At 57.2% G+C, this 26,513-nt stretch carries 22 protein-coding genes and 4 pseudogenes; 15 read left to right on the top strand and 11 right to left on the bottom strand.

The genetic code is table 11. The annotated features are described in order from the left end of the window. The first annotated feature begins 174 nt into the window (after nt 1-174). Nucleotides 175-942, top strand: coding sequence for a phosphoribosylanthranilate isomerase (locus JCM12296_RS08795; RefSeq protein ID WP_054691619.1), 768 nt, complete (start codon nt 175-177; stop codon nt 940-942). 64 nt (nt 943-1,006) lie between these two features. Beyond that, nucleotides 1,007-1,585, top strand: a complete 579-nt coding sequence (efp, locus tag JCM12296_RS08790; RefSeq protein WP_306303991.1) for an elongation factor P — start codon at nt 1,007-1,009, stop codon at nt 1,583-1,585. A gap of 179 nt (nt 1,586-1,764) precedes the next feature. Here the strand turns inward: efp and JCM12296_RS08785 are convergent. The 3 genes and pseudogenes from JCM12296_RS08785 to JCM12296_RS38045 form a co-directional block, all read right to left on the bottom strand. After that, nucleotides 1,765-2,295, bottom strand: a pseudogene (locus JCM12296_RS08785) (DUF3047 domain-containing protein); the annotation flags it as partial. Nucleotides 2,296-2,499: 204 nt separating this feature from the next. Next, on the bottom strand, nt 2,500-3,660 hold the full coding sequence (locus JCM12296_RS08780; protein WP_246804087.1) for a hemolysin family protein: 1,161 nt from the start codon (nt 3,658-3,660) through the stop codon (nt 2,500-2,502). A gap of 71 nt (nt 3,661-3,731) precedes the next feature. After that, complete coding sequence (locus JCM12296_RS38045) at nt 3,732-3,881, bottom strand: hypothetical protein (protein WP_157067485.1); 150 nt, start codon at nt 3,879-3,881, stop codon at nt 3,732-3,734. Nucleotides 3,882-4,099: 218 nt separating this feature from the next. On the opposite strand from JCM12296_RS38045, the gene JCM12296_RS08775 reads away from it, so the two are divergent. After that, the gene (locus JCM12296_RS08775) at nt 4,100-6,994 is read left to right on the top strand and encodes a DEAD/DEAH box helicase (RefSeq protein WP_054691616.1); all 2,895 of its coding nucleotides are present in this window, start codon (nt 4,100-4,102) and stop codon (nt 6,992-6,994) included. A 17-nt stretch (nt 6,995-7,011) separates the two neighbouring features. Here the strand turns inward: JCM12296_RS08775 and queC are convergent, their stop codons facing one another. Further along, complete coding sequence (gene queC, locus JCM12296_RS08770; RefSeq protein ID WP_054691614.1) at nt 7,012-7,710, bottom strand: 7-cyano-7-deazaguanine synthase QueC; 699 nt, start codon at nt 7,708-7,710, stop codon at nt 7,012-7,014. A gap of 70 nt (nt 7,711-7,780) precedes the next feature. Beyond that, nucleotides 7,781-8,425 (bottom strand): radical SAM protein, encoded by a 645-nt coding sequence (locus JCM12296_RS08765; RefSeq protein WP_054691613.1) that lies wholly within the window; start codon nt 8,423-8,425, stop codon nt 7,781-7,783. An 87-nt stretch (nt 8,426-8,512) separates the two neighbouring features. Between JCM12296_RS08765 and manA the strand changes: the two genes are divergently transcribed. Then, the gene (gene manA, locus JCM12296_RS08760; protein WP_157067484.1) at nt 8,513-9,706 is read left to right on the top strand and encodes a mannose-6-phosphate isomerase, class I; all 1,194 of its coding nucleotides are present in this window, start codon (nt 8,513-8,515) and stop codon (nt 9,704-9,706) included. On the opposite strand, the gene JCM12296_RS08755 is transcribed toward manA, so the two are convergent. Next, complete coding sequence (locus JCM12296_RS08755) at nt 9,707-9,922, bottom strand: hypothetical protein (protein ID WP_054691611.1); 216 nt, start codon at nt 9,920-9,922, stop codon at nt 9,707-9,709. After that, a complete protein-coding gene (locus tag JCM12296_RS08750; protein ID WP_054691609.1) occupies nt 9,901-11,256 on the bottom strand; it encodes a hypothetical protein in 1,356 nt (451 codons plus the stop codon). Before JCM12296_RS08750 ends, JCM12296_RS08755 begins: the two co-directional genes overlap by 22 nt. Before the next feature lie 341 nt (nt 11,257-11,597). On the opposite strand from JCM12296_RS08750, the gene JCM12296_RS08745 reads away from it, so the two are divergent. After that, the gene (locus tag JCM12296_RS08745; RefSeq protein ID WP_157067483.1) at nt 11,598-12,242 is read left to right on the top strand and encodes a hypothetical protein; all 645 of its coding nucleotides are present in this window, start codon (nt 11,598-11,600) and stop codon (nt 12,240-12,242) included. Nucleotides 12,243-12,251: 9 nt separating this feature from the next. Here JCM12296_RS08745 and acnA read toward each other — a convergent pair. Continuing rightward, nucleotides 12,252-14,760: pseudogene (gene acnA / locus JCM12296_RS08740) on the bottom strand (aconitate hydratase AcnA). 636 nt (nt 14,761-15,396) lie between these two features. Here acnA and JCM12296_RS48965 point away from each other — a divergent pair. From JCM12296_RS48965 to yjgA, 4 genes and pseudogenes are all read left to right on the top strand, one after another. After that, entirely contained in the window at nt 15,397-15,678 is a 282-nt protein-coding gene (locus JCM12296_RS48965; RefSeq protein ID WP_306303990.1) for a class I SAM-dependent RNA methyltransferase, read from the top strand. Further along, nucleotides 15,675-16,736, top strand: coding sequence for a 23S rRNA (uracil(1939)-C(5))-methyltransferase RlmD (rlmD, locus tag JCM12296_RS08735; RefSeq protein ID WP_306303989.1), 1,062 nt, complete (start codon nt 15,675-15,677; stop codon nt 16,734-16,736). The genes JCM12296_RS48965 and rlmD overlap by 4 nt, the downstream gene beginning before the upstream one ends. Before the next feature lie 200 nt (nt 16,737-16,936). Then, complete coding sequence (locus JCM12296_RS08730) at nt 16,937-17,602, top strand: TetR/AcrR family transcriptional regulator (protein ID WP_054691605.1); 666 nt, start codon at nt 16,937-16,939, stop codon at nt 17,600-17,602. 36 nt (nt 17,603-17,638) lie between these two features. Further along, nucleotides 17,639-18,135, top strand: a pseudogene (gene yjgA / locus JCM12296_RS08720) (ribosome biogenesis factor YjgA). 21 nt (nt 18,136-18,156) lie between these two features. On the opposite strand, the gene JCM12296_RS08715 reads toward yjgA, so the two are convergent. Both JCM12296_RS08715 and JCM12296_RS08710 read right to left on the bottom strand, forming a co-directional pair. Continuing rightward, entirely contained in the window at nt 18,157-18,594 is a 438-nt protein-coding gene (locus JCM12296_RS08715; protein ID WP_054691599.1) for a hypothetical protein, read from the bottom strand. A 64-nt stretch (nt 18,595-18,658) separates the two neighbouring features. Further along, nucleotides 18,659-18,964 (bottom strand): hypothetical protein, encoded by a 306-nt coding sequence (locus JCM12296_RS08710; protein ID WP_054691597.1) that lies wholly within the window; start codon nt 18,962-18,964, stop codon nt 18,659-18,661. A 168-nt stretch (nt 18,965-19,132) separates the two neighbouring features. Here JCM12296_RS08710 and JCM12296_RS08705 point away from each other — a divergent pair, with 168 nt between their 5' ends. The 6 genes and pseudogenes from JCM12296_RS08705 (at nt 19,133) to JCM12296_RS08680 (ending at nt 25,410) form a co-directional block, all read left to right on the top strand. Then, complete coding sequence (locus JCM12296_RS08705) at nt 19,133-20,341, top strand: DEAD/DEAH box helicase (RefSeq protein ID WP_054691595.1); 1,209 nt, start codon at nt 19,133-19,135, stop codon at nt 20,339-20,341. Beyond that, nucleotides 20,323-21,542 (top strand): annotated as a pseudogene (locus tag JCM12296_RS43875) (hypothetical protein); the annotation flags it as partial. The gene JCM12296_RS08705 and the pseudogene JCM12296_RS43875, both read left to right, overlap by 19 nt. Nucleotides 21,543-21,665: 123 nt before the next feature. Next, nucleotides 21,666-23,624, top strand: a complete 1,959-nt coding sequence (locus tag JCM12296_RS50310) for an Lhr family helicase (protein ID WP_422698653.1) — start codon at nt 21,666-21,668, stop codon at nt 23,622-23,624. A gap of 36 nt (nt 23,625-23,660) precedes the next feature. Beyond that, nucleotides 23,661-24,122 (top strand): hypothetical protein, encoded by a 462-nt coding sequence (locus JCM12296_RS08690; protein ID WP_172683818.1) that lies wholly within the window; start codon nt 23,661-23,663, stop codon nt 24,120-24,122. Continuing rightward, complete coding sequence (locus JCM12296_RS08685; RefSeq protein ID WP_157067482.1) at nt 24,122-25,147, top strand: hypothetical protein; 1,026 nt, start codon at nt 24,122-24,124, stop codon at nt 25,145-25,147. The genes JCM12296_RS08690 and JCM12296_RS08685 overlap by 1 nt, the downstream gene beginning before the upstream one ends. Then, on the top strand, nt 25,144-25,410 hold the full coding sequence (locus tag JCM12296_RS08680; protein WP_054691586.1) for an EscU/YscU/HrcU family type III secretion system export apparatus switch protein: 267 nt from the start codon (nt 25,144-25,146) through the stop codon (nt 25,408-25,410). The genes JCM12296_RS08685 and JCM12296_RS08680 overlap by 4 nt, the downstream gene beginning before the upstream one ends. Nucleotides 25,411-25,420: 10 nt before the next feature. Here the strand turns inward: JCM12296_RS08680 and JCM12296_RS08675 are convergent, their stop codons facing one another. After that, on the bottom strand, nt 25,421-26,443 hold the full coding sequence (locus JCM12296_RS08675) for a DNA-methyltransferase (RefSeq protein WP_246804085.1): 1,023 nt from the start codon (nt 26,441-26,443) through the stop codon (nt 25,421-25,423). Nucleotides 26,444-26,513: the final 70 nt, after the last annotated feature.

Here is a 26,513-nt window from a genome sequence, read left to right as displayed (position 1 = left end):
TGCGTCTTGGCAGCGAAACCCGATCATGGTCCATCTCCCGGGGGACCCCGGGAATGGGTCTGAAGGTCGCTATCGAAGGCGGTGATAAAATTTGCACAAACATTCTGAATATGGTAGAGACGGCCCCCAACAGCCATGCGATGAAGATGAACCGTTCAACACGGCACCGAACGAATGCCAACGCCGATTGTCCAAATCTACGAAATCCAGACACCCGAAGAAGCCCGGGCGGTGATCGAATGCGGCGCCGACCATGTTGGCAGTGTGATCACCACAATGGAAAATCGGCATGTCCCGACCATCCGGGAGACTGTTGCGCGGGTGCGTCAAATGGGTGCCGTTAGCAGTTTGATCCCGTTGTATACGGATACGGATGCCGTCTTGGACACCCTGGTCTACTACCAGCCGGATCTCGTCCATTTCTGTGAGCAGTTGGACGATGCCGAGCGCGTCTGTGTCGAAAAGGCTATTACCCTGCAAAAAGCCGTCAGACACCATTTCCCCACGATCAAGATCACGCGAGCGATCCCCATCGGCCGTTCCGGCAATGTCGACAGTGATCGGGTGCTGGCCCTGGCCAAGCGATTCGAGCCCTTGAGTGATTTTTTTTTGACCGACACGGTTATTGGGCCCGAATCCGGTAACGATGCTGACGGCCTGCCGGTGAGCGGGTTCGTGGGGATTACCGGTCTCACCTGTGATTGGTCGGTAGCCGCCCGGCTGGTCGAGCAGAGTCGGATCCCGGTGATTCTGGCCGGTGGAATCGCTCCGGAAAACGTGGTCGAAGGCATTCGGCAGGTGCGACCCTATGGCGTCGATAGTTGTACCTGTACCAATGCCGCAGACGCCAATGGTCGGCCCATCCGATTTAAAAAGGATTTGACACGGGTCCGTAACCTGGTGGCCGCCGTGCGCGGGATGGCGGGCACGGACAAACGCTGACGGCCGTATCCCGAAAAACGCATTTACCCTATTCATGCTATCCAACAATGGAGGTCAGTCGCATATGTACGAAAGCAGTGATTTACGCAAGGGCTTGAAAATTGAGATCGATGGGGATCCATATGTCATCGTTCAGTTCGAGTTCGTCAAGCCGGGCAAAGGCCAGGCACTCTATAAATGCCGGCTGAAAAACATGATTACGGGCTCGCAGTTCGACAAAACCTACCGCTCCGGCGAAAAGTTCAAAGAGGCCAATCTCGAAGAAGTCGAAATGGAGTATTTGTACTTTGATGGCACGAACTACTGCTTCATGAACCTGGCCAACTACGAGCAGGACTTGCTGACGGCGGACCAATTGGGCGATGCCAAGGCGTTTCTCAAAGAGAACACGGTTTGCAATGTGCTGATGTTTGAAAAGAAGGCACTGGGTGTTTCGCTGCCCAATTTTGTCGAACTCAGCATCACCCAGGCCGAGCCGTGGGCCAAGGGAGACACGGCCGCCGGGTCCACCAAACCGGCCACCCTCGAAACCGGCCACGTGGTTCAGGTGCCGCCCTTTGTCAACGAGGGTGAAAAATCCGTATCGATACCCGGACCGGCCAATACGTGGAACGGGTCAAATAGCCTTCCGATTTTTTACTGAAGTGGCCTTCGCGGTCACCTTTTTTACGGCCGTTCATCAACCCGATGAATTCAGACGGATTCGTAAGAAGCCCGAGATCAAGGCTTGCGAATCCTTGAGGAGGGAGGCGTACTTTGCGTACGCCGCAGTGACGAAGGATTCGCGTAACGCCGATATCGGGCTTCTTACGAATCCGTCACTTATGGTCCCTCAAGGGTGATATCCCTATACCAAGCCGTGGCCGAGGATGCCGTATTGTCGGTGTCGGTCATGATGGCGATGCTGGAGATGGGGGGCGGGGGATAGCCGAAGGCGGCCTGAAAATCATTGACAAGATTCCGGCGGATGGCGCGCCACTGGTTCGCATGTTGCGGGCCGCTCTCGACCACAATCATCCGGACCCGGTCCGTGAAGGGGTTCGGATGAATCGACCCCACCGCTGCCCGGTTGCCCCACACATAGGCCAACGCCGCCGTTGGCGGGGTTTTCCCATAAAACAGCTTGATGGCGGCCAATTGGGTGCGTTGAAAAAAGGAGAGGGTCTTTGCTGGCGCGTCAAAGGTGATGTAGATGCGCGCGGCGTAATCATCACCGGATTTCTGGGTCACGTCCCCCTTGGCGATGATCCGGCTGATTTTCCAGCGCCAGGTAAGCCAGGGGCAGGTCGCGGGGTCGATCTTGATCGGGTAGACCAGGCCGGACGCGATGCGTGACTCTCGGCTTTTAAGACGGTGGTTCCCTCCGGCCCGTCGGCGACCAGGCTATAGCGGGTGTGCACGGGAATTTTATCAAAGGTCAGGGGCTGCCATCCAGGGATTGCCGTACCGGGTGGCATGTTTGAAAAATGGCCAATGGCCACCGTCTTCCCGTTTGCCCCGAAGAGGAGCGCCGGCCAGAGGATGAGAAGAAGTGCCAGGCGAAGGGCTTTCATCGGATCATCCATCCGCCGGTGGCGCCGGTGAGGTGGCTTGAACCAGAAACCGTTTGATCCGGTTGCCTTCCATTTCGACCACGACGACCTTGAATCCATCGATGGTGAAGCTTTCATCCTCTTCGGGGATCTTACCGATCCGATCGAGGATGAATCCGGAGAAGGTGTCGTAGTCTCCGTTCTCGGGAATCTGCATGCCGGTCTTCTCGTTCACCTCCTCGATGTCGGACTTGCCCAATACCATCCATTCCTTGGGCTTTTTGCTGGTGATGTGGGGTTCTTCCTTGTCGGTCTCGTCACGGATTTCACCCACCAGCTCTTCCAAGGCATCTTCAAGGGTGATCAAGCCGGATACGCCGCCATGTTCGTCGATGACGATCGCCATGTGATTCTTACGCGCCTTGAATTGGTGCAGCAGACGGTCCACCTTTTTATTTTCGGGGACGAAATAGGGGGGGCGCATGAGAACACGCACGTCCGCCGGCGTTTCCGAGGTGGCCTGATGCAGGAAGATGTCCTTGATATTCAGGACGCCGACCACATGGTCGAAATCGCCGTCGATCACCGGGATGCGTGTGAATCCGGAATCGGCGATGGCCTCGAGGTCCAGGGGGGCGTTGACGTCCACCACAAACATGTCGGCCCTTGGGGTCATGATTTCCGATGCATTGGTGTCGTCCAGTTCAAACACGTTGTGGATCATCTCCCGCTCTTCTTCCTTGATCTCGCCCTGTTCCTCGACCACCTCGACAAAGGTGATCAACTCCTCTTCCGTGGCTGACGGGGTCTTGCTCATTTTGCCCGTAATGCGTGGAATGAAATTGAGGAAAAGGATGATGGGCAAAAAAAGGATCGACATCCAGTAGATGGGGTAGATGGTCAGTTTGGCGATCAAAATGTTGTTGCGCGTGGCAAACGACTTGGGGATCACTTCACCGAAGACCAGGATCAGAAAGGTCATCAGGCCGGTGGTCATCCCCACGGCGTAATTGGCCGACATGCGGATGGCCAGGGATGTGGCGATGGCCGAGGCCGCGACATTGACCACGTTGTTGCCGATCAGGATGGTGGTCAGCAATTTGTGGGGTTCGTCCTTCATCCGTTTGATCAGCTGATGAGAGGCGACATTGTCCTTGGCCATATGCCGGGCACGGGTTGGGCTGATGGAAAAAAGGGCCGTTTCGGCCGAGGAAAAAACCGGAGAACAACAACAACACCAGCAAGATCAGAAGTTGGTCAAGCATCATCCGGCAGCTCCTCTTCTATGAGGATCAAATGCCCGATGATCCTTTTTCCTGTGATGGTAACGAATTTTCTGAAGCCGGAAAAACGATCAACCTGACCCAGGGAGTTGTCCGCTGGGCACCATAAAAAGGGGTCGTCCAACGCTAGTGCCTTCCTCTTGAAATGGGAAATGGTGTCATGCGATAGTAGCCCCTCGTCCGAAAGGGGCGAAAATTGTCTGGAGAGGTATCGTTGTTTATTAATATCAAATTGTTAGGCCTTGACGGCCAAATTCCCTCAACTATAACGTATTTTTTCAGTTTTTCAAGTCCATATGCGCAATCCATGCATTCTCTTGTCGGCCGTCGGGATCCGCTGCCATGACCGACGATAATTCGATCCCGGGATATCTTGAAGCGCTGCAAGCGTCGCCCGCGTTTTCCGGACAGGTGGTTCACCATCAGGTGTTTTCACCCCAATCGCCGGGGTACGGCGAAACAACGCTGGACTGGCCCCTTCCGATCCGTCGTTTGTTGGACAGCATGGGGATCCGGCGCCTGTATGCCCATCAGGCGCATGCCATCGATCGGCTGCGTAGCGGCCGCCATACCGTGGTGGCGACGCCGACCGCCTCTGGAAAAACCCTGATCTACACCCTTCCCGTTTTCGATGCCGTGGCGGCCGACGATGCGGCCAAGGCGCTCTTCATCTATCCACTGAAGGCCCTGGCCCAGGATCAACACAAAACGATTCTGTCCATGGCCGGGCATTTGGACGGCGTTGATCTGCGGGCCGACATCTATGACGGTGACACATCGAGCTACCGCCGCCGCAAGATTCGCGACACACCACCGCATATTCTCTTGACCAACCCGGAAATGATTCACCTGTCGATCCTGCCCCATCATGGGCGCTGGGGTGCGTTTTTATCGAAATTGCGGTTTGTCGTGGTCGATGAGGTACATACCTACCGCGGCCTTTTGGGTTCCCACATGGCCCAGGTGTTTCGCCGCCTGATTCGAATGTGTGCCCATTATGGGGCCCGACCGACCTTCGTTTTCACCTCGGCAACGGTGGCCAATCCGGCGGAGCTGGCCGCTCAGTTGACCGGCCTTACGGTTGAGACCGTCAACCAGAGCACCGCCGGAACGGGCACACGTCATCTGTTGCTCTTGTCCCCGGATGATGGGCCGCTGAGGGCCACCGTCTTGCTGCTCAAAGCCGCCCTGAATCGGGATCTGCGGACCATCGTTTACACCCAATCCCGCAAGCTGGCAGAATTGTTATCGATCTGGGTCAGCCGCCGATCAGGGGCGTTTGCCAGCCGGATCAGCGCCTACCGGGCCGGTTTCCTGCCCCAGGAGCGGCGGGACATCGAAGCCAAACTGGTATCGGGCGAGCTGCTGGCGGTGATCACGACCAGCGCCCTGGAACTGGGTATTGATATCGGCCATCTGGACCTTTGCATCCTGGTGGGCTACCCGGGCTCGATCATGGCCACCTGGCAAAGGGGAGGGCGGGTTGGCCGCGCCGGCCAGGAATCGGCGGTGCTCCTCGTGGCTGGCGAGGATGCCCTGGATCAATACTTCGTCAAGAATCCCAATGAACTGATCCAAAGGCCGCCCGAGGCGGCCGTGATCAACCCCGCCAACCCCGATGTGCTTGGCCGCCATCTGGTGTGTGCCGCCGCCGAACTGCCCCTTGACATCCATGATGCCATGGTGGCACCAACGCCGGTGAAGGCGCGGTTGAACCAGTTGATCCGGTCCGGGGAACTCTATCTGAGTGCCGACGGAAGCACCTGCTACGCGCCCATGAAAAACCCCCATCGCCATGTTGATTTACGGGGAACCGGTTCGCGTTTTGCCATCATCGAGGCATCCAATGAGAATCGACTGGGAGAAATCGACGGGTTCCGGGTCTACCGGGAAACCCATCCCGGCGCCATTTACCTGCACCGGGGAGAGACCTTTCAAGTGACGGAACTTCAACCGGAAACGCGCCAGGTCCGGGTGACACGCTGCCAGGTGGACTGGCATACCCGGGTGCGATCGAACAAGGAAACCCAGATCCTCGAGATTGCCAACCAGCAACCGGTCTACGGGACCCTTATGGCTGCGGGCCGATTGCAGGTAACCGAGCAGGTGACCGGTTATGACCGCATTCAGACGCGCACCGGCGAGGTCATTGAACGCATCGCGCTGGATCTGCCGCCGACGGTATTCGAGACCCAAGGCCTCTGGTTCACCGTTCCCCAGGCCGTGGTAAGGCTGGCGGAGCAGGCCTTTTTGCACGTCATGGGGGGGCTGCATGCCTTGGAGCACGCCGCCATCGGTGTTTTTCCGTTGCTGGTCCTGGCCGACCGCAACGACCTGGGCGGCATTTCCACGCCATTTCATCCTCAGCTGCAATGTGCCGGTATCTTCATTTACGATGGGATTCCCGGCGGTGCGGGGTTGTGTTGGCAGGCCTTTGAAGAGGGTCGCGGTCTTCTCGACGCCACCCTGGCGGCCATTACCGGTTGTCCGTGTGAGACCGGCTGCCCGAGCTGCGTGCACTCGCCCAAATGCGGTTCCGGCAATCGACCCATCGACAAGGCGGCGGCCGTGTTTCTGCTGAACGAATTGATTGCCGCAACGGCCGTGCCGGCATCATCGCCTGTCCCCGCCATCGCGCCGCCCCAGGCTGATCGGGTTGATGGGGAAGTACAAAAAGCGCCATCGCCCCTGGCGGTCTCGCACAGTGCCAATTACGGCGTGCTGGATATTGAAACCCAGCTATCGGCCCAGGAAGTGGGCGGGTGGCAGCATGCCGAGCGCATGCGGGTCAGCTGTGTGGTACTCTACGACGCCGCGCAGGATAGCTATTTCGAATTTGTCGAAGGGCAGTTGCCCATGTTGATCGAGCACCTCAAACGGTTTGATCTGGTGGTCGGCTTCAACATCAAGCGTTTTGATTACCGGGTGCTATCGGCCTATACGGATTTCGATTTTGTCTCCCTGCCAACCCTGGATATTCTCGAAAGTGTCAAGAATCGCCTGGGGTACCGGCTATCTCTCGATCATCTGACCTCGGTGACCTTGGGGGCCGGGAAAACGGCCGATGGTCTGGATGCCCTGCGGTGGTGGAAAGAGGGCAAGATGGCCAAAATCCTGGCGTATTGCCGTTCCGACGTGGCGATTACCCGCGATCTGTTTCGGTTCGGCTGCGAAAACGGTTACTTGCTTTTTCAGAACAAGGCCAAACAGACGGTCCGTTTGCCGGTTGACTGGTGAATGGCTGTTAACTCATGTCATGGGGCATAGGGCGTGGGGTCGGGCACCCCGGCGGCCAGGAATCCGTTTTTGCGCAAGATGCACGCGTCACAGGTCCCGCAGGCCAGACCCGTATCGGTCGGGTCGTAGCAGCTATGGGTCATGGCGTAATCTACGCCCAAGGCAACTCCGGCCTGGATAATCTGCGCCTTGGTCAGCTGGATCAACGGTGTGTGAATGCGGAAGCGGCCTCTGCCCTCGACGGTCGCCTTGGTGGCCAGGTTGGCCATGGTTTCGAAGGCCTGAATGTATTCGGGACGGCAGTCCGGATAACCGCTGTAATCCACGGCGTTTACGCCGATGAAGATATCCCATGCCGAGAGCACTTCCGCCCAGGCCAGGGCATAGGAGAGAAAAATGGTGTTGCGCGCCGGTACATAGGTCACGGGGATCTCGGCAGCCATGTGGGCTTCGTCACGGGCCTTGGGCACGGGGATATCGTCGGTCAGGGCCGACCCCCCGATGGGGGTAAGGTCGATGCGGGTGATCAGATGGCGTTTCACGCCCATGGCCGCGGCAACCCGTTCCGATGCCTTGAGTTCGAAATCGTGGCGTTGGCCGTAGGCAAAGCTGAGGCTGTAAAGGCTGAATCCTGCGTCGCGGGCCATGGCCAGCACGGTGGTGGAATCCAAGCCTCCACTGGATAAGACAACGGCTTTTTTTTCTGTATTATTCATTTGTTAAGCTTTTAATGATCAAATTATGAATGAACTCCCTGGATCTCCTTCGGTTGTGAAAATCGTCGCCCTATACCCCCCTATCGCGATCCGGCCAGATGATTTTATGCAGCTGGATCTGCAACCTGGCCTGGATACCGTCGTCCAGCATCCAGCGGGCCATCCGGGCGGCGGGAAGCCGGCCGATGATGGGGGAAAAAAGAATCCGCGCCGACGGTAAATGCGTCGGCAGGGTCGGCAGGATTTTTTTGGCGAAGCGGTAGTCGGCTTCATCGCCGATGACGAATTTGACCTGGTCGTTGGCGGTCAGGCGTTCAATGTTACCCGGATCGTTGCGATGCTGCTCACCGCTGGAGGGACATTTGATATCCATGACCCGGCTGCAGCGACGATCCATGCGATCGATATCCAGTGAACCGTTGGTCTCCATGAGCAGGGTATAACCGCTGTCGAGCAGGTGCCGGCCCAATTGCGGAGCCGCTTCCTGGAGCAGCGGCTCACCCCCGGTCAAGGCGACCAGCCGGCAGCCAAAGGATGCCACTTGTTCGAGAATCTGCGATATCGGGTACTCCGTGCCCTCATAGTAGGCGTAGCGCGTGTCACAATAGCGGCAGCGCAAGTTGCAGCCGGTGAGACGCACAAACACACAGGGCCGTCCGGCATGGACGGATTCGCCTTGAATGCTGTAAAAGATTTCATTAACCTTGAGGAACATGTGTCCTTTCTTGACGATGCGTCTCTATACCAAGCCAACCCGAATTCGTAAACCACCCCTTTGTAGAAAGGAATAATTGTGTCCGTCATGCCGATTTATCGTCTGCAAAACGTTATCCAACCCTATGCCTGGGGATCGACCACCGCCATCGCCGACCTTCTCGGGCAGCCCTTGCCATCAGCCAAACCCCAGGCCGAAATGTGGATGGGAACCCACCCCAAAGGGCCATCCAAGGTGCTTGTCGATGGTGATGCCATCTCGCTGCAAACCTTGATCGACCAACAACCTGAAGCGATCCTTGGCGAGGCCGTGTATCGCCAGTTCGGGGGCAACTTCCCTTTTTTGTTCAAGGTCCTGGCCGTCGCCAGCCCGCTCTCCATTCAGGCCCACCCCAATGCCGAACAGGCCCGCGAAGGGTTTGCGCGGGAAAATCAGCAGGGGATCGCCATGGATGCGCCAGAGCGAAACTACCGGGATGAGAATCATAAGCCGGAAATTATCTGTGCCCTGACGCCCTTCTGGGCCTTGAACGGGTTTCGCCACCCACGGCTGGCGGCCGAGCTGTTGGCGCCGGTGTGGCCTTCCCCGGCAGCGGTGGAACTGACCGGCTTGAAACAGGATCGCCAAGGCCACGGCCTGCGAGCGTTTTTCGAGGCGGTAATGTCCCTTGGTGACGAGAAACAGGCCATGGCCCGCATCCTGCGCGATAAGGCCGCCGCATTGATGAACACGTCACCGGTTTACCGCTGGATGGTCAAACTGGCCGATGCCTATCCCGGCGACATGGGAATTCTGGCACCTGCGTTGCTTAATCTGATTTGCCTGTCACCCGGCCAAGCGCTTTACCTGCCCGCTGGCCAACTGCACGCCTACCTGCAGGGGACGGGGATTGAACTGATGGCCAATTCCGATAACGTGCTGCGCGGTGGCCTGACCCCCAAGCATGTGGCTTTGGACGAGCTTTTGCGTATTGTGCGCTTCGAAGCCACGCGAGTGGACATTCTCGCGGCCAATCTGGTGGGGCCGGCGGAAAGCCGGTTTCTCTGTCCGGCGGCGGAGTTCGCCCTGGGTGTGCTTGAGCCAACGCCCGAACATCCCTATCATGCGCCAGCGCGGCGCAGCGTGGAGATTCTCCTCTGTACGGCAGGCAAGGGTGTCATCCAGCTTGCCGACACCGGTGAATCGGAAATTTGCAAGGGCGACAGTTTCCTGATTCCGGCGAATGCGGGCAGCTATACCATTGACGGCGATCTGACCCTTTACAGGGCGTTTATTGGCTGATCAGTAATTTTCCTGGGACTCGGCAAAGGCCACAAAGTCTTTTTCCTGCAGGAACCGGGAAATCAGGTCGCCGAGCATGTCGGCCGTGTCCATGCGCTGAGCGCCGGCTTTGTCCATGGCGGCTTTCTGTTTGGAATGGGTCACCACGGCCTGCAAGGCGGCGGCGGATATTTCGATATTGACGTGAACCCTGACTAACGGACTGCTTTCTGACATGGTATGGCTTTCTCTTTGTCCGGTGATTCCGGCGTTAATGGTTTGATATCAATGATACGGGTGACCATGAGGTCGTTTGGGGGTGGCTTGACCGGACTGCCAGCGCTGGACCATGGCAGCTCTGAAACCCGGGCAAAACCGTTTCGAAAAAAAGATCCCTGCCGCTCGATACCCATCGTCAGCTGTTCCATAAGGGGGCTGGGAAGACAGGCGACGGCGGCTTTGGTGATCCAGACCTCTTCCTTCCCAGCCATGGCGGCCAGTGTGGATGCCTGATCGACGGCATCGCCGGGAATCATCGGCGGCATGCCATCCGGGCCGTTGAAGACGGTGTTATCTTCGTGGTCGCAGCTGATGCCCATTTGCAGTGCGATCTTTTCCGGCCAGTCCTGAACGACCTCGGATTTTTCCTGAATCGCCATCATGTGGCGGGTCAGGCGGATGGCACAGGTGATGGCGCTGAAGATGGGGTTCCGTCCGGCGCTTTCGAAGAATCGGTAGTGGATTTGCCCCCCGTTGATCCCCACGCGCTTTCCGCCCAGGGAACGGGCGCTATCATCGGCGACCTTCCAAATCCATTTTGCCAGATCAAAAAATGCACCCGGCAGCATGGTCTCCGCCAAACGCTGGGCGTTGTTGATATGGATGGTCAGCGCGCCGACGGGCAACTGCCATATGGCGGACATCTCGGCTGAGCTGGTGGCCTTTTCCGGCAGCGCCGTCATTCCGTCTTGAAGATGCGGGGCCGGGGGACCATCGGCACGGATCAGAAAGAGGGTGCCGGTCGGAAATCCCAAGGCGAATACCCGCATGGGCGTGGACGCGGCGCCTCCAAAAGAAACCGCGGCACTTCTAACGGAAAAGCCGTTTTCCACGCCAAGAGGATCGCCATCGGTTTGATAAACCGCTGCTGGCTTTTCCTCAACGGCACCGGTCGCAGCCGTGAAGACGGCGCAGTCGGTCGAGTGTTTTAACACATTATAGACAAAGGCGAAGAAGGCCTGCCAAGCGTGGATGGCCGTTTTAACCACCGGTTGCGTGAGCAGGTTGAAGATATTACCGGTTGGGCTGGTCGTGTGCTGGTCGGCCAGGATGCGGGAAAACGAATCCTGGCCGTCGGATGCGATCCAACGGACATGAAGGTCCGGATCAATAAAAAATGCCGGTGCCGCGATCATTTCCGCAGAAAGGCGAAGATCAATAAATCCATTATTCTTTTCAAGCAGTTGTTCCGATGCGCCTGCCGGTCCGGCAGTCTCGGGTGGGCCACTGGGCCGAAGATGTTCTGCGTTTACGTCCTTGGGAAGGTCGGTCGGTGGGTACATGTTGGACATTGCAGGCGGACATCCATATGTCGAGCGTTTTGAAAGCTTCACATATCGTCGAAAATAGGGTGATCGTCAAGAAAAAAGATGATCCATTCAACGGCTGTCGGTGCTGACGGGAAGAACGGCTTGACAATCCCCATGCGATCCCATAGCTCTGATGGGAAATGGACCCTTACCCCCTTAAAAGAGGCTTTTGCGCCGGTTTCCGACGGATTCGTAAAAAGCTCGAGATCAAGCTTGCGAATCCTTAAGGAATGAGGCGTACTTTCTCGTACGCCGCAGTGACGAAGGATACGCGTAACGCCGATATCGGGCTTTTTACGAATCCGTCAAACCTTGACGAGACGATGAACGACTACCAACGCGAGCAGCTTGATGCCCTGATCATGGTGAGAGACGGGTTGCGGCAACGATTACACGCCCAACGGAGCCAACTCGTTGATCAAATTCAGGCGTATATGGCCTTCAGGGGGTCCGTGGACCGTTTTTTTAGCCGCCACTTCAATGATGTCTGTACCCGAACCTGTTATGAAAGCCGGACCAGCGCCTGTTGCAGCAAGGATGGCATCATCACGTTTTTCGCCGATACGGTGGTCAATGCCCTGATCGCCGGACCGGATCAACTGGACCGTCTGGAAACGGTTCTGCGTGCCGAAAACAACGGTCATCGTTGCGTTTTTTTGGGAGATGGCGGCTGTCTCTGGACCGTGCGGCCGGTGGTTTGCGCCATGTTCCTTTGCGACCGGGCCATGCAAACGGTCTTTGAACCGGAACCCGACTTAAAAATAGAATGGGAACAGTTGCGGCAGCAGGCGCGACATTATAAATGGCCGGACCGGCCGGTGTTGTTCGATGATCTGGAAAAGGTATTTATTGCACGGGGAATGCGATCGTCGCTCATGCACCTGAATTTCAGCCCCGGCCTGCTGAATGTCAAGAAGCGAGCCGGGCTGCTGGACCCGTCAGGCGGCCGGCCGGGCCGAACCGCCTGATCCGGATCGTTAAGGGAGAACAGGGGCCGCGTTAACCGGCCAGCATTTTACGTATGACACAGGCAGAATCCCGCCGTTTTCGAAGTATTCCACATCCACGTCCGTATCCAGACGGGAGATGACCTTGAATTCCACCTGACGGCCATCCGCCTTGGTTGCCTTCACGGTGAGTTGTTTGCGCGGCGTCATATGGGCGATACCGGAGATGGTAAAGGTTTCCGACCCGTCCAGCCCCAGGCTCTGGGCGTTTTCACCATCGCTGAAAATCAATGGCAAGACCCCCATGCCCACCAGGTTGTTGCGATGGATCCGTTCGTAGGATTCGGCGATGACGGCCTGGACGCCCAAAAGGGTGGTTCCCTTGGCGGCCCAATCGCGGGAGGAACCGGTGCCATACTCCTTCCCACCCAAAACGATCAAGGGCGTTCCCTCGGCCTTGTAGGCCATGGCGGCATCATAGTTGAATATTTCCTTTTTTTCGGGGAATTTCAGCGTGTAGCTGCCTTGCTTGGGGTCCACCAGGCGGTTTTTGATTCGGATGTTGCCAAAGGTGCCCCGCATCATCACCTCGTGATTGCCGCGCCGTGAACCATAGGAGTTGAAATCCGTCTTGGAAACGCCGTGTTCAATCAGGTACTGGCCCGCCGGATAGGCTTCGGGAATGGCACCGGCCGGTGAGATGTGATCCGTGGTCACCGAATCGCCCAAGAGCAGGAATGCCCGGGCATCCGTGATGTTGTCGGGCGCCTTCGGCGAAAGGGAAAAGCCCTCGAAGTAAGGGGGATTCTTGATGTAGGTGGAGGCAGTATCCCATGCAAAGGTGGTACTTTCGGCGATATCCAGCGCCCCCCAGAAACGATCGCCGTCGAAGATGCGTGCATATTCCTTTTCGTAGAATTCCTTTTTCACATGGGCCTTGACCAGGGCGTCGATCTGATCGTGTGCCGGCCACAGGTCTTCCAGGTAAACGGGCTCGCCGTTGGGGTCGATGCCCACGGGTTCCAGGGTCAGGTCAATATCCATGCGACCGGCCAGGGCAAAGGCCACCACCAGCATGGGGGATGCCAGGAAATTGGATTTGATGTGCTGGTGGATGCGGGCTTCGAAATTACGGTTGCCGGAAAGCACGGCGGCGACATTGAGATCGTTGGCCTTGATGACCGCTTCGATATCCGGGTGCAGCGGGCCGCTATTACCGATGCAGGTGGTACAGCCGAAGGCCGCCAGATGAAAACCCAGGGCCTTGAAGTAGGGCATCAGATCGGCGGCCTCCAGGTAATCCATGACCACCTTTGATCCCGGCGCCAGTGAGGTTTTGACGAAGGGGGGAACCTTGAGTCCCTTGGAGACGGCATTCTTCGCCATCAAACCGGCACCGATGAGCACATGCGGGTTGGAGGTGTTGGTGCAGGAGGTGATGGCGGCAATGACGATGTTGCCATCACCGATTTTCACGGGCTGACCCCCCAACTGCATATCAAACTGGCGTTTGGCCACCGGTTGGCACTGTTTGGCCCGTACGGTCTGGTTGCCCGATTCCGCATGGAACGCCGAAATCTGCTTGATTTCGGTGTCGCGGTCGTACGCGCAACCGAGAATATCGGCATAGGCGCGCTTCATACCGGCGAGGGAGATCCGGTCCTGGGGCCGCGCCGGACCGGCCAGGGACGGTTCCACGGTGGAAAGATCCAGTTCCACCACCTGGGTAAATTCGGGATCGGCTGCGCCGGTATAAAACATGCCGGTGGCCTTGGTGTAGGCTTCGACCAAAAGGGCCCGCTCACCGCGCCCGGTAAGATTGAGGTAATCCAGGTTTTTTCATCCACGGGGAAAAAACCCAGCGTGGCGCCATATTCGGGGGTCATGTTGGCGATGGTCGCCCGATCGGTGACCGACAGGCTCTTCATCCCCGGACCGAAATACTCGACGAACTTTTCCACCACCTTGACCTCGCGCAGCATTTGGGTGATGGTGAGCACCAGGTCGGTGGCCGTGACACCTTCCTTCAGTTTGCCGGTCAGTTTGACGCCGATTACCTCCGGGATGGACATGTAATAGGGCTGCCCGAGCATCACCGCCTCGGCTTCGATGCCACCAACGCCCCAGCCATCACGCCGATGCCGTTGATCATGGGGGTGTGGGAATCGGTGCCCACCACCGTGTCCAGATAGGCGATCGTCTGGTCAGCGGTAGCCTGCTCGATGACCACCCGGCCTAAATTTTCCAGGTTGACCTGATGGCAGATCCCCGAGTTGGGCGGCACGACCTTGAAATTGGCAAAGCTTTTCTGGGCCCATTTGAGCAGTTCGTAACGCTCGCTGTTGCGGCTGTATTCCAGGGCGACGTTTTTCTCCAGCGCGTCGTCAGTACCATAGCAATCCACCTGGATGGAATGGTCGACGATCAGCTCGGTGGGCACCAGGGGGTTAACCCGTCCCGGATCCTGCCCCAGGGTTTTAACGGCGTCACGCATGGCCGCCAAATCCACCACCGCCGGTACCCCGGTGAAGTCCTGCATGAGGACGCGCGCCGGATGATAGGGGATCTCGACAGGGGCATCGTAGCGCTTCTGCCAGCCGGCGATATTGGCCAAGTCCGTTTCCTTGACCACCCGACCATCGAGTTTGCGCAGCAGGTTCTCCACCAGGATGCGGATGGAGTAGGGCAGCTTTTCAATGGCGATGCCCTTGTCGGCGGCATACTGGGGAAAGTCAAAATAGGTATATGTCTTTCCCTTGATTTGAAGCGGCTTGGCATAGTCCGTGTTTTTCATGGCAAGATCCTTTTTCGGGTTGAAGATGGCTCTGGGAATGGTTCGAATGAACAAAGAAGTGACGGATCAGGACCGATTCTTTCATGTCGTTTAACGGGGATGGGTGGCTATTTCCGTCAAGTGGGATTAAAGTAATGAAAATCATTGCGTTAGGCAAGAAAAAAAGGGCCTCGGGAATTGACTGATAATACGGTCATCCGCGCGCGGGGGATTTTTCGGCGGGGCCGCAGACGATTGGCCGATGGGTTGCCACTTGACAAACAACCGCTCATGGACCATGTGGAGGGCCCGGTCGAACATCGACCGGTAAAACCTGCATGTGGAGAAAGTTGATTCCATGCCGCTGAAAAAAAACAGATTGTCGAATGTGAAGTCATCGATGTGGCCTTTGGTGGAAAGGGACTGACCAAAATCGATGGATTTGCCGTCTTCATCGACCGGACCGTCACCGGAGACCGGGTGGCGGCCCGGATCGTACGCAAGAAACGCAATTATGCCGAAGCGGTGGTCCAGGAGATGATAGCGCCTTCTCCCCTGCGGGTCGAGCCGCCCTGTCCATACAGCGGCTATTGTGGTGGCTGCAAATGGCAGTTTATCGACTATGCGCAGCAGATCGTGCTTAAACAACGGCATGTGGCCGATTGCCTGAGCCACATCGCATGATCGATCAACCGCCGGTCCATGCGATCTTGCCGTCGGAACGGATCTTCGAATACCGCAACAAGATGGAGTTCTCCTTCTCGGATCGCCGTTGGTGGCTTCCCCATGAATTGGAATCCTCATCTTTGAACGAATTCGCCTTGGGTTTGCACGTCCCCGGAACCTTTTACAAGGTGCTCGATATCCGCGCTTGCCTGCTGCAGCCGGATCTGGGTAACCAGATTTTGGGCGCCACACGCGAGTTCATCCGCAATTCCGGCCAGCCTGTTTACGGATTGCGCAGTCACGAGGGATTCTGGCGTTTTCTGGTGCTGCGCAATTCGGCTGCCCATGATCGGTGGCTGGTCAACATCGTGACGGCCAGCGAAGACCGTGGCGCCGTCCAGCCCTTGGCCGATTTGATCATGCAGCGCTTTCCCCAGGTGGCCGGCGTGGTCAACAATATCACCGCACGGCTCTCGGGCGTGGCCATCGGAGAACGGGAGATCCACCTTGCCGGCGAACCGACGCTGCGGGATGATCTTGGTCCCTACCGATTCGATATTTCGGCCAATTCCTTCTTCCAGACCAATACACGCGGCGCGCAGCGCCTTTACGGGGTGGTCGAACGATACGCGGGGCTCAGTGGCAACGAATCGGTCCTTGATCTTTACTGTGGCACCGGCACGATTGCCATTTGGCTGGCATCGCATGCGCGGGAGGTTATCGGTCTCGAATTGGTGGAAAGCGCCGTTGCCGATGCCCAGCGAAACTGCCTGACCAATGGGATTGAGAACTGCCGTTTCATTCTCGGCGATATCAAGGAGACCCTGACCGCAATCCCGTCGGTGCCGGATCTTCTGGTGATCGATCCTCCGCGGGCCGGCATGCACAAGGACGTGGTCAACCAGGTGATCGCCATGGCACCGCCGAAGATCGTCTATGTATCGTGTAATCCCGCCACCCTGGCCAGGGATGTGCTGGCCCTCAAGGAACATTATCAGGTGGCCGAGGTTCAGCCCGTGGACATGTTTCCGCATACGTTTCATGTGGAATCGGTGGCCCGGCTGATTCGGCGGTAGACCGGGTATCGGGTTGACGAGAACATTCGCTATGCGGCAGATGGACGACCGCCGGCCACCGGCGGTCGAGTTCGATTTTTTTATAAAAGGAGTTGTTAAAGTATGTGAACTGCGTTAATTTACGAATTTCCTTCAACCCGAAAACCTTTTATTTGCAGCCATCGTTAATCTCGACGGCCCGGTGGTAGAGGAGTTCGAGCATGTCCACGTTTCAAAAATTGAGAGAAGAGGAGCGCGAGACACGTAAGAATCTGATCGTTGAAGCGGCCATGGAACTTTTCAGCCAGAAGGAATTTCACAAAATCGGCATGCGGGACATCGCCAAGCGTGCCGGGATTTCCGCCGCCGCCATCTATCGCTATTTTCCCAGCCGGGACGATGTTTTCATCGAAGCCTTGATTCGACATATGCAGACGGTCGAGGCGCTTTTCGAAGATAATATCAAGGCTGGGCGAATGACGCTTGATGAACTGGCCCTGCGCAGTGTCGACTATCTCATTGAGAACAGCTCCGTGTTTCAGATGATGGGGCACTTCATGATTACCGGCCGGATCCAGCCCAAGGCGATGGCCCGCTTCAATGAAATGCAACGTCATTTCCTGGATTTGTTGGACAAAGTGAACCATCCGGGCAATCGACTGGTGACCCATGCGATTTACGCTTCCATCACGGGTGTGGTCATGGCCTTCAGAAACTATCCCGGGCGTTCTCCCGAGGAGATAAAACGCCATATCCATCGATTGGTTCGGATCCTTGTCAGCGTTTTCGCCACCGGTCAGCTTCCTTTGGAGATGGATTCGCCGGGGGGCTCTCCGGATGCTCCACCGGAAGATCCAATCGATCAGACGACGTCCGCGATGTCTTGACTTGGCCCCGCCTCCCGTTCGAGGAGATAGCCTGCCATGGATATGCCTGAGGAAATCGAAAAAAGTCGTACACGAAAGAAAAAAGAGGCCAAGGCGCTTCAACAGATCGGTGAGCGACTGACCACCCTTTCGGAAGTGCAACTGGGGCGTATGGCATTGCCGTCGGATTTGATGGAAGCGCTCCTGGATGCCAAAGCATGCGTTCTCACGGTGCCCGACGACGCCAGATGCAGTATGTCGGTACGCTGATGCGGAGCGTCGATGTGGAACCGATCGAACAGGCGCTGATGGATATTGAGCAGGGTGCCTATCGCCAGACCCAGGCGTTTCACCGCCTCGAAGCCTGGCGAGACCGCCTCATCGACGGAGATGATGCCCTAATGGCTGAAATACTGGAAGATTATCCCGATGCCGATCGTCAGCGTCTCAGCCAGTTGGTGCGCAACGCACGCAAAGAACGCGGAAAAGAGGATGCGCCGGCACGATCGGCGCGCCATCTTTTCCGTTATCTCCAGGGAATCATGAAAACGTGAATGCAGGAATCTGGATGGGCACTATTTAAATGCACCCAATTGGCAGGTTGACACTTTGATCTCCATGGCCTCGCAGGCCGATGAGACCTCCAGCTTGGTCAGGCCCATTTCCTTGGCCAGGTTCCAGGCGGCGGCGCAGGTGATGCGATCCCCCACCATGGCCTTGCGGATGGCGGCCTGGAGCGGTTCCGACACAATCACGGCGGGTTTGACCGCTCTTTTCTTCTTCACCCCATAGCCGAAAAGCCCTAACTGGCATCGGCGGATGCGTTTTTCCAAAAGATCGATATTGATTCCCACCACCTGGGGGGAGCGGTTCAACTTTTTCGCAATGGCGTGGGCAGCGGCGCAAGTGATGCGCCCCTCCTTTTCCTTGGCGGCAATGGCGTCGGCAATGGCCGGGTCGATCTTCTCCTCCGGGTGTTTGGCTGCATAATGGCCGGCATCTTCATGTGTCATAAAAGACCTCGCATAATTTCACAGGTAATCGGTATTCATCACGGTTTGTGAGACAAACGCTACTTTAGCGCGCGTTTTTCTTTCCGGCAAGAACCCACTTGATCCCCCATCCCAGGACGACGGGTCCAATCCCCACGATGATGAACGGTGTTAGATCATGTTGCCACGGCTTCAACCCGATGGCGCATCCGGCAAGCCAGATCAGGGACAGGAAAATGCCCAAGCGCAGTGACCGCGAAAGCACGGCCGCGGGAATCCTTCTTGCGGCCATTTGCTGTGGCAGACGGCGCCTGGCTGTGATCCTGGGAACCAGAAAAAGTCCCAGGATGATGAGCAGAATGAGCAGGATTTCCTGAATCCCTGAAATCATGTCAATCCTTCATGATAGCGGTAACGGGTCGAATCATGATACCTAACATAAGCGATTGCATTAGGCAAACCGGCAACGATGCCCTGTATCCATTGCCCAATGGCGGTTGGGCGTCTTATCCATTTTTAGGGAGGTGCTCGCTGACGGCGAAGACATCACGACGATTTCATGCAAATACCCGATGATCCATATGCCTTTCATCCCTTGGTGACGCGCTGGTTTCACCAGCGAATCGGTGATCCCACACCCATCCAAAAGACGGCTTGGCCCCGGATTGCCAATGGCGACCATGTCTTGCTGACGGCACCCACCGGCAGCGGGAAAACCCTGGCCGCCTTTTTGTGTGCCCTGGATCGCCTTATCCGAGAAAGCCATGATGGCGATGGCCCCCGGATTCTTTACATCTCCCCGTTAAAGGCGCTGAATAACGATGTGAGACAGAATCTGATTCGACCCCTGGCGCAGATCCGCCGGTTATTCGAGGCCGAGGGGGTGCCCTTTCCGGACATCCGGGTGGCCACGCGTAGCGGAGACACCCCGGCCAACGAACGTCGCAAAATGCTCCGGCAACCGCCACAGATCCTGATTACAACGCCGGAAAGCCTCCACCTGCTGCTCTCTTCTCATGGCGGTCTGTCCGTTTTGACAGGTATCCGTGTGGTCATTCTGGATGAAATTCATGCCGTGGTGGCCACTAAACGCGGCAGCCTGCTGATGTCGGCGGTGGATCGCCTGGTTCCTTTGTGCGGTGAGTTCCAACGCATCGCCCTGTCGGCCACGGTCAAGCCGATAAAGGTGGTGGCCGATTTCGTGAGTGGCTACCGTCTTGAGGGAGATCCTTCGGATCCCGTGTACGTGCAACGCCCGATCCGACTTTGCCAGTCCGCTGAAACCGCCGGGGATAGGATTGCGATCCGAATGCCCAAGGCCGTCACGATGAAGTCTGGCGATGTCGACCTGTGGAACGACTTGGCCGATCATCTGCGCCAATCCATTGCCGCCTGTCGCTCGACGCTGGTCTTTACCAATTCCCGGCGACTTTGTGAGAAGTTGACCTACTTGATCAATGCCGGCCGGCAAACACCCATCGCCTATGCGCACCATGGATCCCTTTCGCGGCAGCTGCGCCTGGACGTGGAGCAACGCCTGAAAAGGGGTGAACTCAAAGCCATCATTGCCACCGCCTCGCTCGAGTTGGGAATCGATATCGGTACGCTGGATCAGGTGATTCTGGTTCAGTCACCTCCGTCGGTCAGTTCGACCATTCAGCGAATCGGACGTTCGGGGCACGGCGTGGGAAGCATAGCCGGGCCACATTCTTCGCCACGCACGCCGTTGATGGGATCATTGCCACGGCCTTGGCCAAGGCGGTACTGACACGTGAGCTGGAGCCGTTGCAATTCATTGACGCACCCTTGGATGTTCTCGCGCAGGTGCTGGTATCCATGATCGGGATGGCGCCGTGGGACATCGACCGTCTGTTTTGCGAACTGCGCACCACGGCACCTTTTCATCGTCTGAGCCGTCGCCATTTTGATCTGGTCATCGAGATGCTGGCCGGCAGATACGCCACTACCCGCATCCCCACGCTGTCGGCCCGGGTTATCATCGACCGGCTGAGCAATACGGTCAGTGCCAGAAAAGGCGCCTTGCTCGCCGTCTACGCCGCCGGCGGCGTGATTCCCGACCGGGGCTATTTCGCTCTGCGCCATGAAACGAGCGGTGCACGTATTGGCGAATTGGACGAGGAGTTCGTCTGGGAGGCCAGAACGGGGCAGGTTTTTACCCTGGGCACCCAAAACTGGCGCATCCAGCGGATTACCCGCAACGCGGTTTTTGTGCTGCCAGCCGGCGCAAAGACATCGGCACCTCCCTTCTGGCGGGCTGAAGAAGTGGACCGTGATTTTCATTTGGCCGAAAAAATCGGGATCCTGCTGGAAGAGATCCAGAATCGGGCGGAACGGAGCGAACCCGTGGATGAATGGTTGCGGCAGGCCGGACTGGATAGCCCCAGTGCCGTTTTCTTGGCGGATTTTCTGAGGCGCCAGATCGAGCATACGGGTTGTGCGTTACCCCATCGTCACCATGTGGTCGTCGAGGTCAGTCCCGCAGTCAATGGGCCGGCCGGATCCTGGCAACTGGTCATCCATACCTTCTGGGGCGGGCGCGTCAACCGCCCCTTCGCACTGGCGTTGGCCACGGTCTGGGAAAAACGCTACCTACAGCGGCCCACCCTTTTTCCCACCAATGACGCCATTTACCTTTTCATCGCCAAGGCAAGCGTCGCCGATCCGATCATGGAGCTGGTGCCGGCTGCCGACATGGATGCCTTGATCAAAGCATCCCTTGAGCCTCCGGCCGTTTTGGCGCCCGTTTTCGTGAGTGCGCCGCGCGGGCACTGTTGTTGCCCCGCCAAAAAATCAACCAGCGAATGCCCCTGTGGCTCAGCCGGCAACAATCACAACGCCTGCTGGAAGCCGTGGGCCGTTTCACGGACTTCCCGATTCTGTTGGAGGCTTGGCGATCCTGCTTGCGGGACGATTTCGATCTGCCGGCCCTATCCGGTCTGTTGCACGAAATGGAAACCGGCCGCATCAGTGTATCCCAGGTGCATACCCGTTTCCCGAGCCCCATGGCCCGATCCGGTTCGTGGCGGCCGATCAATCAGTGGATGTATGCCGACGACCGGCAACAAGGGCGGGTGCAAAGCGATCTTTCCCGGGAGCTTATCAACCAACTGGCCGGCAGCCCGACATATCGGCCGGCATTGGATGCCTCGGTGGTGGCGATTTTTGAAGAGAAACGGCAGCGTCTGGCCGCCGGCTACGCACCGGATACTCCCCTGGAACTATTGGCCTGGGTGCAAGAGCGCCTCATGATCCCGTTAACGGAGTGGCAGCGCTTGCTAAGCCATTGTGCCGCCGATAGCGGGCTGCTTGAAGATGATCTGCTGATGCCCATCGAAGAAAAGCTGATCCGCTTCAGGCCATGTCAAGATAGCGGACCGACCGGTGATCTGGTTCTCGCCAGAGAGATGGCCAACGGTATCCATCATGCGCTCTACGATGACGTCGATACCGTTTTGTGGATGGATTTGAAAGGGCGACCGCAATCTGCGTCCGATCATGACGATGTATCCGCCGCCCTGGATAACGCCGAGGTACTGGGGCAGTGGCTGCGCTATTATGGCCCGGTGGATGAAAAATGGATTTGCCGGTCTCTGAGCATGGACGCATCAACACTTTCGGATCTGCTGGCCGATCTCACCGACCGGCGGGCCTTGGTTGTCGATGTGGTCATTGACGGGCAAAACGGGTCGCGGGTGTGCGATGCCGATAACTTCGATATCCTGCTGCGCATGGCCCGGCGCCAACGGATGAACGCCATTGAAACCCTGCCGGCCCAGCGGCTCGCTTTAACCCTGGCCCATTTTCAAGGGCTGACTGCACCTCACAAGCCTTCTTCACCCGACGCGTTATCCGAATGCCTGGATCGTCTGACCGGCTTGTTTCTTCCTGCCCGCTTGTGGGAGACGGAGGTCCTGCCGGCGCGTCTGACGCCCTTTGATCCCCGGGAAATGGATTTGTTGATCCAATCCTCGGAAATGATGTGGATCGGGGCCGATGGACGGCAAATCACCTTCTGCAACGAAGCGGACCTTGATTTGATCGCAGATGATACGACGACAGTCCAAGTAGAGGGACATGGTCCCGGCCAAGACCTGTTTCCCGATCCATCGGGACGCTACTCATTGGTCGCTTTGTTGGGCGATCCGCCCCGGCCGGCCCAAACGGTTCTGGCGGAATTGTGGGATGCCGTGTGGCAGGGCCGGGTGACCAATGACACCCTGATGGCCCTGAGACGCATCCTTTATCAGAGAAAAAATTCGGGGCAGGCAACTGCGACCATGGCACCTTCCTCGCCTGTTGCGGCCCGGCAAACCGGATCCCGCAGGCATCGACGTCGACCGGGGCCGGCACGAATGATCCGTGCCATTGGGAACTGGCATTTGATTCCATTTCCCTCTCCTCCCGATGGCGCCATGGAGACGCAGGAGCTGATCAAAGACCGGGCGCGCTTGCTTTTAGGCCGTTACGGCATTCTTTTTCGTCAATTGCTGGCCAGGGAATCACTCGCCTTTCAGTGGGCAGCGGTTTTCCAAACCCTACGGCTGATGGAACTGGCCGGAGAGATCGTTGGGGGCTGTTTTTTCAGTGGTATTGAGGGGATCCAGTTTGTTTCCCAGCCCATGTGGCGATTATTGCGCCAGCCATTACCGGAAGAGACCGTCTTTTGGATCAATGCCCAGGATCCGGCATCCTTATGTGGTCTGGGAATCCATGACCTTGCCGATCCCTTGCCCCAACGCGTTGCCGGAACCCATCTGGTTTATTGGGGCAGCCGGTTGGCCATGGTCTCCCGGCGGCAGGGAATGGAACTGACGATTCATCTGCCACCCGACCATCCGCGCTTGATGGATTGTTTTGGGCTTTTCGATCATCTGCTGGGGCGCCGCATTGAGCCGCTATCGCGAATTTCGGTAAAAAGCATCAACCAGCGGCCGGCATCGACCAGCCCCTATCTTGAGTTCTTGCGGACACGGTTCGATATAGTTGTGGAAATGCAAACCATCACCGTTTATCGGGCCCGTATCGGCTGATCGAAAGCACCCATCATGGAGATATCAACCCTTCCTTTGCCACTGCCTTCCCGCGAATCCGCTTCGGCCGACGAACGCCAGGCGATCTTGCGGGCCGGCGATCGTTTTTCCGCCCAGGTTCTGGAGGTGCAAAACGGCCGTGATGCATTGATCGCCTTTGGACGATTTAGCGCCTATGCACGCTTGCCGCTACCGGTATCCGCCGGCCAGGAAATTCAAGTGGGGGTGGAATCGGCCGGACAGGGCCTGCGGTTGTTCATGATGCCAACCGATGGACAAACCCAAAACAATCCCTCCTCGGGTCCATTGGCCATCGATCCTTTCGAGATGGTTTCCGCCAAATCCGCCGCTTCGCTGTCAATGAGTGCCCTGAGCCCGGGAACAACTTTGCAGGCGCGGGTTACCGGCTTTGAAAAAGACGGGCAAATGCTTTTGGATTTCGGTGGATTCAAGCGTTTGCCAAGGTTGACATCCCGGTTCATCAGGGCCAGACCCTGATGCTCAACGTCATTCAGAACGATCAAGGGCTCTTTTTGAATGTCGACACCTCACAGACACCCGCGATTCCGTCCATGTCGGCCGGTGCACCTGCATCCGCAGGTAGGGCTGTATTGCCCACGGAAAAAGAAATGGACGGGCTGCGCCAGGCGATCGAAAGCCTGGGGAAAAACATCCAGCAAACACCCCCGTCCTTGCCATCAGAAGGGGCAAATGTTTCCGGGGCTGTCCAGACCGCACCTGTCCAGACTGCCTTGGTCAACCTGCAGCAAATCTTGAGTCCGGTATCACCGGGTGATAACCTTGAAAGCCTCATGCAAAAGGTCAGGAGTTTCATCGAAAACTCCGGTATTTACTTTGAAAAAAAACTTGAATCGGTTGTCCGCAGCCTGCAACCCGGCCCGCCGGATGGCGCACCGGCGACCATGGCGAGCCAGCTCGCCGATCATCCGGCGGTACGCGCCTTGATCGATACCGATCTCAAGCCGAACCTTTTGGTGTTAAAGCAGTTTCTTGAAGCCCAGACCGAAAAAACACAGAACCCGGATCGGGCGATGCTTGAAACCCTGCGGAGCGTGGTCGATCGGACCCTGACCAACATCGAGCAGCAACAGCAGGCCGCTACCGAGAGGCCGGCCTCGGCGGATGTCTTCCAGGCATTCTCGCACCTGCTCCATTTGGCCGATCCAAAGCAGAATGCGCGCTTGAAAGTCTATTACGCGAAAAAAAACAAAGATGAAGAAGCCAAACCGCCCAGGGTATCCCTGCTTCTGGAAATGGATCGCTTGGGAACCCTGCGCAGCGACTTGTGGATGGTGGGAAAGGATCTGAACATTACCTTTTTTGTAAAAGACGCCGATGTCAAATCGACCATTGAAGCCGTGCATCACCAAATCAAGACGATGCTCCATGACACCTTCAACACCGTTGCCGTCAGCGTGGTGGTCAGCGAGAAGAAAATCGACGCATTTGACGGCGAGGATCTGCTTCCCGCCGTCCGTCGGCAATTGGATGTCAACGCATGAACGACCGGCATATTCGAAAGGCGGCGGCCCTGCATTATGATCAGGCCAAAAGCATGGCGCCCCGGGTGGTTGCCAAAGGCAAGGGGTTTATTGCCGAGCAGATCATCGCGCTGGCCCAGCAAAACGACGTTCCCTTGTATGAGGACCGCAACCTGGCAAACGTCTTGGAAGCCCTGGAACTGGAAGCGCAAATCCCGGCCGAACTTTACCGCGCGGTTGCCGAAGTCCTGGCCTTCATTTACCGGCTCAATGGCAAGCTATAGAGAAGACGCCTTAATCGAAAAGATTGAGCTGGCCGCTTTTTTCAGGCTGTTCGGCGGGTGGTGATGTTACCGCGGGGGCGGTGATGTCGGTAAGGGCCGCTTGCGGCGTCTCATAGGAGACCGTGAAATGGTTCTTGCGGGTCTCCTGAACCTGATGGGGCAGAAGAATCATCAGCTCTGTTTCCTGCCGTGTGATCACCGGGAAATCGTAGACCGAATTAGTGTACTTGATCGGCTTGCCGGCCGCCTGGCGATCACGGATAAATTGTTGGTGATCTTTAATCCGTTCAGCAATACGTTGCCGGCCCAGGTTGACGACCTGGTTGCCGCTTTCCGCGATAAGGGGTTGAAACGCCTTGTCCAATTCATATCCCGCGCTGTTACGACCGGCCACCATGGCAGCCATGATGGTGGTCCCGGTGCCGAGGAAAGGGTCGAGCACCGTATCGTTCATCACCGAAAACATGCTGATCAAACGGTAGGCCAGCTCAAAGGGATATGCGCCGCTGCGTGCCCGCAGTTGCTTGTCCCCGGTTTTCTGCCGCGTGCCCTTCAGATCCATCCAGACATCCGAAAACCAATGGTTGCGCTCTTCCCAGAAAAAGGCACTCTGCCGTCGGTTGACCTTCTCACTGGGCTTGAGGAACGGCCGTTTGCCGCCTTTGCGGAAGATCAGAATATATTCATGCTCGAGCGTCACATAGGCACCGGGGGGCATCATGCCCGAACCCATGAATTTGTTGGGGGCATTGGTTTGTTTGCGCCACAGAATGTTGGGGAGATTGGTAAAGCCGATTCCGAGCATCTGGTTGAGAATACGGCTGTGATTGGAATAAAGCGCGAATTCATCCTTAAGGGTGCGGGTGGCGTCACCGATGTTGATGCAGGCAATACCGCCGGGGATCAGGACGCGCTTGATCTCCGCCCATACCTTGTCCAGTTGGCGGTGCATCCGTTCGAAGGCCCTTGGGCCATCGGCGGCTTTCATGGCCTTGTCGACGGCGGAATTTTGGCGAAACAGGGAATCCCACATCTCGATCATCGGGTAGGGGGAGAGGTGACAATCAGATGAACGCTTGCGTCAGCCAAGGCCTTCATATTGG

Origin of the sequence: Desulfosarcina cetonica JCM 12296, from assembly GCF_001311845.1 — a bacterium.
GTDB lineage: Bacteria > Desulfobacterota > Desulfobacteria > Desulfobacterales > Desulfosarcinaceae > Desulfosarcina > Desulfosarcina cetonica.
This window is presented reverse-complemented; position numbering and strand designations above follow the sequence as displayed.

Excerpts from the sequence above, each read along its gene's own strand:
- JCM12296_RS08795 (WP_054691619.1), top strand. The coding sequence starts at position 175 with ATGCCAACGCCGATTGTCCAAATCTACGAAATCCAGACACCCGAAGAA.
- efp (WP_306303991.1), top strand. The coding sequence starts at position 1,007 with ATGTACGAAAGCAGTGATTTACGCAAGGGCTTGAAAATTGAGATCGAT.
- JCM12296_RS08775 (WP_054691616.1), top strand. The coding sequence starts at position 4,100 with ATGACCGACGATAATTCGATCCCGGGATATCTTGAAGCGCTGCAAGCG.
- queC (WP_054691614.1), bottom strand. The coding sequence starts at position 7,710 with ATGAATAATACAGAAAAAAAAGCCGTTGTCTTATCCAGTGGAGGCTTG.
- JCM12296_RS08765 (WP_054691613.1), bottom strand. The coding sequence starts at position 8,425 with ATGTTCCTCAAGGTTAATGAAATCTTTTACAGCATTCAAGGCGAATCC.
- manA (WP_157067484.1), top strand. The coding sequence starts at position 8,513 with ATGCCGATTTATCGTCTGCAAAACGTTATCCAACCCTATGCCTGGGGA.
- JCM12296_RS08755 (WP_054691611.1), bottom strand. The coding sequence starts at position 9,922 with ATGTCAGAAAGCAGTCCGTTAGTCAGGGTTCACGTCAATATCGAAATA.
- JCM12296_RS08750 (WP_054691609.1), bottom strand. The coding sequence starts at position 11,256 with ATGTCCAACATGTACCCACCGACCGACCTTCCCAAGGACGTAAACGCA.
- JCM12296_RS08745 (WP_157067483.1), top strand. The coding sequence starts at position 11,598 with ATGAACGACTACCAACGCGAGCAGCTTGATGCCCTGATCATGGTGAGA.
- rlmD (WP_306303989.1), top strand. The coding sequence starts at position 15,675 with ATGATCGATCAACCGCCGGTCCATGCGATCTTGCCGTCGGAACGGATC.
- JCM12296_RS08730 (WP_054691605.1), top strand. The coding sequence starts at position 16,937 with ATGTCCACGTTTCAAAAATTGAGAGAAGAGGAGCGCGAGACACGTAAG.
- JCM12296_RS08715 (WP_054691599.1), bottom strand. The coding sequence starts at position 18,594 with ATGACACATGAAGATGCCGGCCATTATGCAGCCAAACACCCGGAGGAG.
- JCM12296_RS08710 (WP_054691597.1), bottom strand. The coding sequence starts at position 18,964 with ATGATTTCAGGGATTCAGGAAATCCTGCTCATTCTGCTCATCATCCTG.
- JCM12296_RS08705 (WP_054691595.1), top strand. The coding sequence starts at position 19,133 with ATGCAAATACCCGATGATCCATATGCCTTTCATCCCTTGGTGACGCGC.
- JCM12296_RS08685 (WP_157067482.1), top strand. The coding sequence starts at position 24,122 with ATGCTCAACGTCATTCAGAACGATCAAGGGCTCTTTTTGAATGTCGAC.
- JCM12296_RS08680 (WP_054691586.1), top strand. The coding sequence starts at position 25,144 with ATGAACGACCGGCATATTCGAAAGGCGGCGGCCCTGCATTATGATCAG.
- JCM12296_RS08675 (WP_246804085.1), bottom strand. The coding sequence starts at position 26,443 with ATGTGGGATTCCCTGTTTCGCCAAAATTCCGCCGTCGACAAGGCCATG.